Here is an 11,808-nt window from a genome sequence, read left to right as displayed (position 1 = left end):
TCCATGGCTATGGCGTTAGACCGCCATCTGGTGCTGATCGGCCCGATGGCATCAGGCAAATCCACGGTGGGCCAGTTGTTCGCAGCCCGCCATGGTCTTCAGTTTGTCGACAGCGACAAGAAAATCGTGGCCAAACACGGCAGCATTCCCTCGATCTTCAGTGCCCAAGGCGAACGCGGATTCCGTGAAATCGAGGCGCGTGAAGTTGCCGCACTGCTCACCGCTGCGGGCGATCCCTGCGTGATCTCGCTGGGCGGGGGAGCGATACTCGACACCGGCACCCAGCAGCTGCTGGCCAACTGCCGCGTGGTGTTTCTGGATGCCGACTTGGAAACAGTGCTTCCGCGGATCCGCCGGGACACCGGCCGGCCGCTGCTGGCGGGGGACGCCGCGGCCCGATGGGTCGAGATGGCCGAACGCCGCCGTCCAACGTATCTGAAGCTGGCGGACCTGGTCCTGACCACGCGGAACAAATCACAAGCAGAGCTGGTCGAAGAACTTTCCGCACTGCTCAACGAAAGGCAAAACAGTTGACGAACCCGATCAGCGAGCCAAAGGTCATTAAGGTCACCGGCAGCTCCCCGAACGAAAACTACGACGTCGTAGTGGGCAATGGCCTGCTGGGTCGGCTGCCCGGCATTCTGGGCGAGCGGGTGCGCAGGGTGCTGGTCATCCATCCGCGCGCGCTTCGTGCCACCGGCGATGCGGTGCGCCAGGATCTGGATGCGGCCGGCTTCACCGCGTTGACCGCGGAAATTCCCGACGCCGAAGAGGGCAAGCACATCCAGGTCGCTTCCTTCTGCTGGCAGGTGCTGGGGCAGAACGATTTCACCCGGTCCGACGCCATCGTCACGGTGGGCGGAGGGGCGGTCACCGACGTGGGCGGATTTGTTGCCGCTACCTGGTTGCGGGGCGTGAGGGTGGTCCACATCCCCACGAGCCTGCTTGGCATGGTCGACGCAGCGGTCGGCGGGAAGACCGGGATCAACACGTCCGAAGGCAAGAACTTGGTCGGGGCCTTCCATCCGCCGGCGGCAGTGCTCGCTGATCTGGACGCCTTGGCTACCCTGCCCAAGAATGAGCTGCTCACCGGCATGGCGGAAGTGGTCAAATGCGGTTTCATCGCGGACGCCGCCATTCTTGACCTCATCGAGGCAGCACCGGAGGCCGTCGCAGACCCCGAATCTGCTGTGGTGCGGGAGCTGGTGGAACGGTCTATCGCCGTCAAGGCGGAGATTGTGTCCAGCGATCTGAAGGAAGCCGGCCGCCGGGAGTTCCTCAATTACGGCCACACCCTGGGCCATGCCATCGAACTCGCAGAGCGCTACAGTTGGCGTCACGGAGCGGCGGTATCGGTAGGCCTGACATTCGCGGCCGAGCTCTCGCGGATGGTCGGCCGCCTGGACGATGAAACAGCGGACCGGCACAAGCGGATCCTTCAGTCCCTGGAGCTGCCGGTCACCTACCGCCGTGACCGCTGGGCGGCGCTGCTGGACGGAATGAAGCGTGACAAGAAGGCCCGCGGAGACCTGCTGCGATTCGTTGTCCTGGACGCTCTGGAAAAGCCGGCAATCCTCGATGTTCCCGACACTTCGCTGCTCTTCGCCGCGTACCAGGAGATCGCCGAATAGTTGCTCTGCGCTCAGCAGGTAGAATTACCGATGAACTTTCCACACACAAGTTGAATCGACGAAAGAGAAACTGTGGCGACAACCAACGACATTAAGAACGGCACCGTGCTGAAGCTGGACGGCCAGCTGTGGAACGTCATCGAGTTCCAGCACGTCAAGCCGGGCAAGGGCGGCGCCTTCGTTCGCACCAAGATCAAGAATGTTGTCAGCGGCAAGATCCAGGACAAGACCTTCAACGCAGGCCTGAAGATCGAGACCGCTACGGTTGACCGCCGCGACTACACCTACCTGTACAAGGACGGCGACGACTTCGTCTTCATGGACGTGCAGGATTATGACCAGGTCACCGTGCCGGGCCCCGTTGTCGGCGATGACGAGAGCTTCCTGCTGGAAAACATCAAGGTCAACATCGCGATGCACGACGGTACGCCGCTGTACATCGAATTGCCGGCCTCCGTGACCATGGAAATCACCTACACCGAGCCGGGCCTTCAGGGCGACCGCTCCACCGGCGGAACCAAGCCGGCGACAGTAGAAACCGGTTACCAGATCCAGGTTCCGCTGTTCCTGGAAACCGGTACCAAGGTCAAGGTTGATACCCGCAGCGGCGATTACCTGGGACGTGTTAACGACTAGTGAGTGCACCCACTTCCGCACGCGGCAAAGCCCGGCGCCGCGCCGTCGATGTTCTGTTTGAAGCGGAGCAGCGTTCCGTTTCGGCGTTCGACGCGCTTCGGGACCGCCGCGAAAAAACGGATCAGGTTATCAACCCCTACACGGTGGACATCGTTGAGGGCGTCGTAGCCATGCAGGCCCAGATCGACGAGTTCCTGACTACCTACTCCCAAGGCTGGCCGCTGGAACGGATGCCCAGCGTGGACCGCATCATCCTGCGGGTGGGCTCCTGGGAGCTGCTGTACAACGAAGACATTCCGGATGGGGTAGCGGTCAGCGAAGCAGTCGAACTGGCCAAGACGCTCTCAACGGATGAATCGCCGTCGTTCGTCAACGGTCTGCTCGGCCGGCTGCAGCAACTGAAGCCCACCCTGCTGGCGTGATTGGCGGCGGCTGCAGGCAGGCCTGATCGAGCTTCGAAGGTGGTCCCCGTGATGGGGGCCACCTTCGGGCGTTTTTGGGCTGTCCGCCCCTGGCCCTGTGGTAGTTTTGACTACGCAACCAGCCTTTAAATCCGTCCTGTGAGGCGGGGAAGGAGGAGGCAACAATATGAGCACGTCAGCCGCGGCGCCATCGCCGCAACCAGCCCGTGTAGTTCTTGCCGAAGCGGACATCGACCGCGCCCTCACTCGTATAGCCCATGAGATTCTCGAGGCGAACAAGGGATCCAAGGATCTTGTTCTGCTGGGCATTCCGCGCCGCGGCTATCCACTGGCCCGCCGCCTCGCCGCCAAAATCGCGGCCACCGATCCCGATGTGCAGGCCGATGACATTACCGGCCAGCTGGACGTCACCATGTTCCGTGACGATCTCAAGCGCCAGCCGACCAGGGCTCCGCTGCCCACCCAGCTTCCCGCTACCGGCATCGACGACAAAGTCGTGGTGCTTGTCGACGACGTGCTCTATTCGGGCCGGACCATCCGCGCCGCCCTCGACGCCCTCGTTGACCTGGGCCGCCCGCGCAGTGTCCGCCTCGCCGTCCTCGTGGACCGCGGCCACCGCGAACTGCCCATCCGCGCGGACCACGTGGGCAAAAACCTGCCGACGTCCTCGGCCGAAAAGGTGCGGGTACACCTGGCCGAGACGGATACCGTGGACGGCCGGCCCGTCAACGAAGTAGTGATCGAGGACCGCACCGCATGAGGCATTTGCTCTCCACGGAAGACCTCGGCAAGGACGACGCCGTACGGATTCTGGATACCGCCGAAGAAATGGCGGCCGTGTCCGACCGCGAGGTCAAGAAACTTCCCGTCCTGCGCGGCCGTACCGTGGTCAACCTTTTCTTCGAAGACTCGACGCGTACGCGGATCTCCTTCGAGGCGGCCGCCAAACGCCTGTCGGCGGATGTGATCAACTTCGCCGCCAAGGGATCCTCCGTGTCCAAGGGCGAGTCGCTCAAGGACACCGCGCAGACGCTCGAAGCGATGGGGGCCGACGCCGTCGTTATCCGACATTGGGCCTCCGGCGCGCCGGCAAGGCTCGCGGCCTCGGGTTGGATCGACGCTGCCGTGGTCAACGCCGGCGACGGCACGCACGAACATCCCACGCAGGCGCTGCTGGACGCGTTCACCATGCGCCGCAACTGGGCGCGCATCAACGGTACGGCTTCCCTCGGCACGGATTTGTCCGGCATGAAAGTGGCCATTGTCGGCGATGTGCTCCACTCCCGGGTGGCGCGGTCCAACCTCTGGCTGCTGCGCACTTTGGGCGCCGACGTCACGATGGTCGCTCCGCCCACATTGCTTCCGGTAGGCGTCGCGAAGTGGCCCTGCACCGTCAGCTACGACCTGGACGAGACCCTGGCAACCGGCCCGGACGCCGTCATGATGCTGCGCCTTCAGGGCGAACGTATGAACGCCGCGTTCTTCCCGTCCACCCGGGAATACTCGCGGCGCTGGGGCTTCGATGACCGCCGCCTCCAGGCGCTGGATTCGCACGGCCTGACGGACACGATCATCATGCACCCGGGTCCGATGAACCGCGGACTGGAAATATCCGCAGCCGCAGCGGACTCGCCCCGCTCCACTGTCCTGCAGCAGGTGCGCAACGGCGTCTCAGTACGCATGGCCGCCCTCTATCTGCTCCTCTCCGGTGAGACCCACACCGCACCCGCAACTATCCAGGAGGCCCAGCGATGACCGCTACAGCACCCAACGAAGCTACGGCCTATCTGGTCAAGGGAGCCGCAATCGGCAGCGGCGCCGCGACCGACCTGCTGATCCGCAACGGGGTCATCACCGAAACCGGCACCGGGCTCAGCGCCGCCGGTGCCACCGTGATCGGCGCCGAGGGCCTCGTGGCCGTGCCGGGCATGGTGGACCTGCACACCCACCTGCGCGAACCCGGACGTGAAGACGCCGAGACCGTGGAGACAGGCAGCCGGGCCGCTGCCCTCGGTGGTTTCACCGCCGTCCACGCGATGGCGAACAGCTCGCCCGTGGCGGACACAGCCGGCGTCGTCGAGCAGGTTTACACCCTGGGCCGCAAGGCCGGCTGGACCGATGTCCGTCCGGTCGGAGCCGTGACCATCGGACTGGCCGGCGAACGCTTGGCCGAACTCGGGGCGATGGCCGATTCGCGCGCCCGCGTCCGGGTCTTCTCCGACGACGGCATCTGCGTCCACGATCCGGTACTGATGCGCCGGGCGCTGGAATACGTCAAGGCGTTCGACGGCGTCATCGCCCAGCACGCCCAGGAACCCCGGCTGACGGACGGGGCCCAGATGAACGAGGGCGATGTCTCTGCCGTGCTCGGCATGACCGGCTGGCCCGCCGTCGCCGAGGAAAGCATCATTGCCCGCGACGTGCTCCTGGCCCAGCACGTGGACTCCCGGCTGCACGTCTGCCACGTCTCCACCGCCGGTTCCGTGGAGATCATCCGCTGGGCGAAGCAGCGCGGTATCAGGGTCACGGCCGAGGTCACCCCGCACCACCTGTGGCTCACGGACGAACTGGTCCGCAGCTACGACCCGGTCTACAAGGTGAACCCGCCGCTGCGCACCGATGAAGACGTGCAGGCTTTGCGGGCGGGACTGGCCGACGGCACCATCGACATCATCGGCACCGACCACGCCCCGCATCCCAGCGAGGCCAAAGAATGCGAGTGGGCGCAGGCCGCGATGGGCATGACCGGACTGGAGACCGCGCTCTCCGTGGTCCAGCACACCATGATCGAGTCGGGTCTGATCGGCTGGGACGATTTCGCCCGGATTACCTCCTTGATGCCGGCGCAGATCGGCCGGCTGCAGGACCAGGGCCAGCCGCTGGAGATCGGCTCCGCCGCCAACATCACGCTGATCGACCCGGCGGCGCGCTGGACGGTTGAGCCGAACAAGATGGCGACCATGGGACGCAACTCGCCGTTCGCCGGCCGGGAGCTTCCGGGCCGTGTGGTGGCGACCTTCTACCAAGGCCACCCCACCGTTCTGGACGGGAGCCTCAACGCCCCGCGGACCGCAGAGGGGGAGTAGCTTCAGTGGAATATCTTGGCCCCGGGCTCCTCACACTGAGCCTGATCATCGTCCTGCTGGCGCTGGTTTTTGTCGGCTGGCGCAGCAGGCTCAAGCGGCAGCAGGACATCGCCCCGCTGCCGGAGATTCCGGACGACGTCGATAATCCATCCGCGGCGTATGACGGGCAATACGTTGTGACGACGACGGCGGGGGACTGGCTGGACCGCCTCGCGGTCCATGGCCTGGGGATCCGCTCGGGCGCCCTGCTGCGCCTCTACGACCACGGACTGCTGTTCGAACGACGCGGTGCCACGGATGTCTACATCCCGGCCGGAAGCATCAGGGCCGTACGGTCCGAAAGCGGGATGATCGGGAAGTTCGTGGAGAAAGACGGACTGGCCGTGATCACCTGGAATTTGGGCGGGCAGGACGTGGACACTGCGTTCCGCAACCGCCACGCCGAGGAGAAAAAGCCGCTCCTGGCGCACCTGAACTCTTACCTACCTACTGCTGCACCTGACGAAGACTAGGAACTACAGTGACAGATCATCAAACAACTTCCTCGAATGCAGCGCTGCTGATTCTCGAAGACGGCCGCGCATTCCGCGGACGCAGCTACGGTGCCCAGGGCACGGCGTTGGGCGAGGCGGTTTTCGCCACCGGCATGACCGGTTACCAGGAAACCATCACGGACCCGTCCTACGCCCGCCAGCTGGTGGTGCAGACCGCTCCGCACATCGGCAACACCGGCGTCAACCGCGAGGACGCGGAGTCCCGCAGGATCTGGGTTGCCGGCTACATTGTCCGCGACGCCGCCCGCAGGCCGTCCAACTGGCGCTCCGAGCGCAGCCTGGACGAGGAACTGATCGAACAGGGCATCATCGGCATCCAGGGCGTCGACACCCGGGCCATCACGCGGCACCTGCGCGAACGCGGCGCCATGAAGGCCGGAATCTTCTCCGGCGAGGAAGCCGCCCGGCCCATGCCGGAGCTGCTGGCCGAGGTCAACGGACAGGCTCCGATGGAGGGCGCCCGGCTGGCCGAGGAGGTCAGCATCGATGCCGCCTATGTGGTCGAGCCGGCAGATCACGGCTGGGAAGGCGAGCCGCGCTTCAGCATCGCCGCATTGGACCTCGGCATCAAATCCATGACGCCGCAGCGTTTCGCTGAACGTGGCGTGCGCGTGCATGTGCTGCCCGCCACCGCTACTTTGGCAGACATCCAGGCAGTGAATCCCGACGGCGTTTTCATGTCCAACGGCCCCGGTGACCCTGCCACCGCTGACACTCAAGTAGGCATGCTGCGGGACGTCCTGGACGCCCGGATGCCGTTCTTCGGCATCTGTTTCGGCAACCAGATTCTGGGCCGGGCACTGGGCTTCGGCACCTACAAACTGCGCTATGGCCACCGCGGCATCAACCAGCCGGTGATGGACCGCCGCACTGGAAAAGTGGAGATCACCTCCCAGAACCACGGTTTCGCCGTCGACGCTCCCACCGACGGCGTCACCCGCGCACCGGAAGAGCGCTTCGGCCGGGTCGAGGTCAGCCACGTCAGCCTCAACGACGACGTCGTCGAGGGCCTGGCCTGCCTGGACATCCCTGCCTTCTCGGTCCAGTACCACCCCGAAGCCGCAGCTGGCCCGCATGACTCGGCCTACCTCTTCGACCGCTTCATTGATTTGATGGCGGCCGAAAAGAAGAATCCCGGCACTACGGATGCTGCCGACGTCTCCAAAGCATTTATTGCAGACACCGATACAACTGTCGCCGTCGCCAGCGACGCCAAGGAAGAAAACTAATGCCCAAGAGAACAGACCTCAAAAGCGTCCTGGTTATCGGCTCCGGCCCCATCGTCATCGGACAGGCCGCCGAATTCGACTACTCCGGCACGCAGGCCCTGCGGGTGCTCAAGGAGGAAGGCCTCCGGGTCATCCTGGTGAACTCCAACCCGGCCACGATCATGACGGACCCTGAGTTCGCCGACGCCACCTACGTCGAGCCGATCACTCCCGAGATCGTCGAGAAGATCATCGCCAAGGAACGCCCGGATGCCGTGCTGCCGACCCTGGGCGGCCAGACCGCGCTCAACACCGCCATCGCGCTGGACAAGAACGGCGTCCTGGACAAGTACAACGTCGAACTCATCGGCGCCAACATCGAAGCCATTGAACTCGGCGAGGACCGCGAGAAGTTCAAGGGCGTCGTGGAACGCTGTGGCGCCGAGTCCGCCAAGTCCATCATCGTGCACTCCATGGATGAGGCCTTCAAGGCAGCCGATGAGCTGGGCTACCCGATGGTGGTCCGGCCGTCCTTCACCATGGGTGGTCTCGGTTCCGGAATGGCGTACAACGCGGAGGACCTGCGCCGCATTGCCGGCGCCGGCATCCAGTACAGCCCCACCAGCGAGGTCCTGCTCGAAGAGAGCATCCTGGGCTGGAAGGAATACGAGCTCGAGATGATGCGGGACAAGAACGACAACGTCGTTGTCGTCTGCTCCATCGAGAACTTCGATCCGGTCGGCGTGCACACCGGGGACTCCATCACCGTGGCCCCCGCCTTGACCCTGACGGACCGCGAATACCAGCGGCTGCGCGACATCTCCATCGCGGTGATCCGCGAGGTCGGCGTCGATACCGGCGGCTGCAACATCCAGTTCGCGATCGAGCCGGATACCGGCCGCGTCGTCGTTATTGAGATGAACCCGCGCGTTTCCCGCTCCTCGGCCCTGGCCTCGAAGGCAACCGGCTTCGCCATCGCCAAGATCGCCACCAAACTCTCCCTGGGCTACACGCTGGACGAAATTCCCAACGACATCACCCAGAAGACGCCGGCTTCGTTCGAGCCGACGCTGGACTACGTTGTCGTCAAGGTCCCGCGCTTTGCCTTCGAGAAGTTCCCGGCGGCCGATCCGACGCTGACCACTACCATGAAGTCCGTCGGCGAGGCCATGGCGCTGGGCCGGAACTTCACCGAAGCGCTGCAGAAGGCCCTGCGCTCACTGGAGCAGAAGGACGCGCAGCTGACCTTCGATCCGGTCAATGACTTCGAGGTTCCGGAACTGCTGGAAAAGGCCAAAACCGGCACGACCGAGCGGCTGTCACAGGTCCAGCGCGCCCTGCTGGGCGGCGCCACCGTGGAACAGCTGTACGAAGCCACCGGCATCGACCCGTGGTTCCTGGACCAGCTGCAGCTGATCAACGAGATCGCCGCCGAGATCCGCAATGCGCCTGCCCTCACCGAGGAGATCCTGCGCCTCGCCAAACGGCACGGCTTCTCCGACGAGCAGATCGGCAAGCTGACCAACACCCCCGAGGCCGTAGTGCGCGGCGTGCGGCACGCACTGGGCATCCGCCCGGTGTTCAAGACCGTGGATACCTGCGCAGCGGAATTCGCGGCCTACACGCCGTACCACTACTCCTCCTATGACGAGGAGGACGAGGTCGAGCTGCACGCCAAGCCGTCCGTAATCATCCTCGGCTCGGGCCCGAACCGGATCGGCCAGGGCATCGAGTTCGATTACAGCTGCGTGCACGCGACCATGGCGCTGCGCGCTGCCGGCTACGAGACGGTCATGATCAACTGCAACCCGGAAACCGTCTCCACGGACTACGACATCTCCAACCGTCTCTACTTTGAGCCGCTGACGCTCGAAGACGTGCTGGAGGTCATCGCAGCCGAAGAGCGCACCGGCGGCGTGATGGGCGTCTTCGTCCAGCTCGGCGGCCAGACCCCGCTCAAGCTGGCCCAGGCACTGGCCGACGCGGGCATCCCCATCCTGGGCACGTCGCCCGAAGCGATCGACCTGGCCGAGCACCGCGGTGCCTTCCAACGGGTGCTCGACGCGGCCGGCCTGATAGCCCCGAAGAACGGGACCGCAGTCTCCTTCGAGGAAGCAAAAAAGATCGCCGACGAAATCGGCTACCCGGTGCTGGTCCGCCCGTCCTACGTACTGGGCGGCCGCGGCATGGAGATTGTCTACGACGAGCCCAACCTCTCGCGCTACATCGCCAACGCCACGGAAATCACCCCGGACCACCCGGTCCTGGTGGACCGTTTCCTCGAAGACGCCATTGAGATCGACGTCGACGCGCTGTACGACGGCAAGGACATGTACCTGGGCGGAATCATGGAGCACATCGAGGAAGCCGGCATCCACTCCGGCGACTCGGCCTGTGTCCTGCCGCCGATCACCCTCGGATCTTCCGTCATCGAACGGGTCCGCGAGGCTACCTTCGCGATCGCCCAGGGTGTCGGCGTGCGCGGCCTGATCAACATCCAGTTCGCCCTCGCCTCGGACGTGCTGTATGTCATCGAGGCCAATCCGCGTGCCTCCCGCACCGTGCCGTTCGTGTCCAAGGCCACCGGCGTACAGCTGGCCAAGGCTGCTGCGCTGATCGGCACCGGGGTGACCATCCACCAGTTGCGCACCGCTTACAAGATGCTGCCGGAGACGGGGGACGGTTCCACCCTGCCGCTGGATGCACCGGTGGCCGTGAAGGAAGCCGTGCTGCCCTTCAACCGCTTCCGCACTCCCGAGGGCACGGTTGTGGACTCGCTGCTCGGCCCGGAAATGCGTTCCACCGGCGAAGTGATGGGTATCGACAAGTACTTCGACACGGCCTTCGCCAAGTCCCAGGCCGCCGCCAACAGCGCCCTGCCCACGTCCGGCAAGGTGTTCGTTTCCGTGGCGAACCGGGACAAGCGTTCCATCATCATGCCCGTGAAGCTGCTGGTTGATCTGGGCTTCGAAATCCTCTCCACGGGCGGCACCGCCGAAGTGCTGCGGCGCAACGGCATCCAGTCCACCACCGTGCGCAAGGTTGCCGAAGGCCGCGGCTCCGACGGCGAAGGCACCATAGTGGATCTGATCACTGAAGGTGCCATCGGACTGATCCTGAACACCCCCTCCGGCGGACAGGCACGCGGGGATGGCTACGAGATCCGCGCGGCCGCAACCTCCGTAGGCACCCCGGTCATCACCACCGTGTCCGAATTCGGCGCGGCGATCCAGGCCATCGAAGCCATGCGCCAGTACGAGTGGGACGTCACCAGCCTGCAGGAGCACGCCCTGAAGCTGAAGGCCGCCGTCGATGCCTGACGCCGCCGCTTCCGGACCCGCCGCGTCCTTCGGGGCGCGGCTGCGGGCCGCCATGCAGAAACACGGACAGCTGTGTGTGGGCATCGATCCGCATCCGGCCTTGCTGGAGTCCTGGGGTTTGAACGACGACGCCGATGGGCTGGAACGCTTTTCCCTCACCGTGCTGGAGGCGGTGGGGGAGGGCGTTGCCGCGCTCAAGCCGCAGGTGGCGCTCTTCGAGCGCCACGGCTCACGCGGCTTTGCGGCCCTTGAGAAGTTTCTCGCCGCCGCGGCAGCGGCCGAGGTGCTGACTATTGCCGATGCCAAACGCGGTGATATCGGTTCCACCATGGCCGCGTACGCCCAGGCTTGGCTTGCAGACGGCTCGCCGCTGGCCGCGGATGCCGTGACGCTGAGCCCGTACCTTGGCTACGAGTCGTTGCGGCCAGCCCTTGATCTGGCTGCCGGAACGGGGCGGGGCGTGTTCGTGCTGGCCCTGACATCGAATCCCGAAGGCGCCAGCGTCCAGCATGCCGGCGGCGCAGACTCCGTTGCGCGCCGGATTGTGGAGGCCGCGTCGGCTGACAATGCTGCCGCGGACCGCGACGGCACGCTGGGGTCCGTGGGCCTCGTGGTGGGTGCCACGGTTGCGGACGCGCCTGCGCAGCTGGGCCTGGATCTGGCCGCGCTCAACGGCCCGGTCCTGGCGCCCGGTCTCGGCGCGCAGGGTGCAACGGGCGCGGACCTGCGACGCACCTTCGGCCGGGCCTACGGCAATGTGCTGGCGACTTCGAGCCGGGAAATCCTCAGGGCAGGACCGGACCCGCAGGGCCTGCGTTCGGCAGTCGACAGCACGCTGGAAATGCTTGCGGACTGAGGTCTACAGCGATCGCGCTCCGGGGAGGATTGATTTTCCCGGGCGCTAGCGGATAGGTTCAGTGCAAGCTGATTACTTCCTAGCCGCGGCTGCGG

The 11,808-nt window shown here is 65.2% G+C and carries 11 protein-coding genes; all 11 read left to right on the top strand.

Translation table 11 applies throughout. The annotated features are described in order from the left end of the window. Window positions 1-9 precede the first annotated feature (9 nt). The 11 genes from AC5RWO_RS11015 to pyrF all read left to right on the top strand — a co-directional run bounded on the left by AC5RWO_RS11015 (window position 10) and on the right by pyrF (window position 11,713). On the top strand, window positions 10-534 hold the full coding sequence (locus AC5RWO_RS11015) for a shikimate kinase (protein WP_498731419.1): 525 nt from the start codon (window positions 10-12) through the stop codon (window positions 532-534). 8 nt (window positions 535-542) lie between these two features. After that, window positions 543-1,631, top strand: a complete 1,089-nt coding sequence (aroB, locus tag AC5RWO_RS11010) for a 3-dehydroquinate synthase (protein WP_498731672.1) — start codon at window positions 543-545, stop codon at window positions 1,629-1,631. Between the two features lie 72 nt (window positions 1,632-1,703). Continuing rightward, window positions 1,704-2,267 carry an elongation factor P gene (gene efp, locus AC5RWO_RS11005; RefSeq protein ID WP_498731418.1) on the top strand — a complete coding sequence of 188 codons (564 nt, stop codon included), beginning with the start codon at window positions 1,704-1,706 and terminating at the stop codon, window positions 2,265-2,267. After that, a complete protein-coding gene (nusB, locus tag AC5RWO_RS11000; protein WP_498731417.1) occupies window positions 2,267-2,689 on the top strand; it encodes a transcription antitermination factor NusB in 423 nt (140 codons plus the stop codon). Before efp ends, nusB begins: the two co-directional genes overlap by 1 nt. Before the next feature lie 166 nt (window positions 2,690-2,855). Further along, the gene (gene pyrR, locus AC5RWO_RS10995; protein WP_498731416.1) at window positions 2,856-3,449 is read left to right on the top strand and encodes a bifunctional pyr operon transcriptional regulator/uracil phosphoribosyltransferase PyrR; all 594 of its coding nucleotides are present in this window, start codon (window positions 2,856-2,858) and stop codon (window positions 3,447-3,449) included. Then, entirely contained in the window at window positions 3,446-4,444 is a 999-nt protein-coding gene (locus AC5RWO_RS10990) for an aspartate carbamoyltransferase catalytic subunit (RefSeq protein WP_498731415.1), read from the top strand. The genes pyrR and AC5RWO_RS10990 overlap by 4 nt, the downstream gene beginning before the upstream one ends. Continuing rightward, complete coding sequence (locus AC5RWO_RS10985) at window positions 4,441-5,775, top strand: dihydroorotase (RefSeq protein ID WP_498731414.1); 1,335 nt, start codon at window positions 4,441-4,443, stop codon at window positions 5,773-5,775. Before AC5RWO_RS10990 ends, AC5RWO_RS10985 begins: the two co-directional genes overlap by 4 nt. Window positions 5,776-5,780: 5 nt before the next feature. Next, window positions 5,781-6,287, top strand: a complete 507-nt coding sequence (locus tag AC5RWO_RS10980; protein WP_498731413.1) for a PH-like domain-containing protein — start codon at window positions 5,781-5,783, stop codon at window positions 6,285-6,287. An 8-nt stretch (window positions 6,288-6,295) separates the two neighbouring features. Then, entirely contained in the window at window positions 6,296-7,558 is a 1,263-nt protein-coding gene (gene carA / locus AC5RWO_RS10975; protein WP_498731412.1) for a glutamine-hydrolyzing carbamoyl-phosphate synthase small subunit, read from the top strand. Continuing rightward, window positions 7,558-10,857 (top strand): carbamoyl-phosphate synthase large subunit, encoded by a 3,300-nt coding sequence (gene carB / locus AC5RWO_RS10970; RefSeq protein WP_498731411.1) that lies wholly within the window; start codon window positions 7,558-7,560, stop codon window positions 10,855-10,857. Before carA ends, carB begins: the two co-directional genes overlap by 1 nt. Beyond that, window positions 10,850-11,713, top strand: a complete 864-nt coding sequence (pyrF, locus tag AC5RWO_RS10965; protein WP_498731410.1) for an orotidine-5'-phosphate decarboxylase — start codon at window positions 10,850-10,852, stop codon at window positions 11,711-11,713. The genes carB and pyrF overlap by 8 nt, the downstream gene beginning before the upstream one ends. Window positions 11,714-11,808: the final 95 nt, after the last annotated feature.

This window comes from Arthrobacter sp. B055-34 (assembly GCF_059090425.1).
This window is presented reverse-complemented; position numbering and strand designations above follow the sequence as displayed.

Coding starts and splice junctions, on each gene's coding strand:
- AC5RWO_RS10985 (WP_498731414.1), top strand. CDS start 4,441: ATGACCGCTACAGCACCCAACGAAGCTACGGCCTATCTGGTCAAGGGA.
- AC5RWO_RS10990 (WP_498731415.1), top strand. CDS start 3,446: ATGAGGCATTTGCTCTCCACGGAAGACCTCGGCAAGGACGACGCCGTA.
- pyrR (WP_498731416.1), top strand. CDS start 2,856: ATGAGCACGTCAGCCGCGGCGCCATCGCCGCAACCAGCCCGTGTAGTT.
- AC5RWO_RS11015 (WP_498731419.1), top strand. CDS start 10: ATGGCGTTAGACCGCCATCTGGTGCTGATCGGCCCGATGGCATCAGGC.
- carB (WP_498731411.1), top strand. CDS start 7,558: ATGCCCAAGAGAACAGACCTCAAAAGCGTCCTGGTTATCGGCTCCGGC.
- pyrF (WP_498731410.1), top strand. CDS start 10,850: ATGCCTGACGCCGCCGCTTCCGGACCCGCCGCGTCCTTCGGGGCGCGG.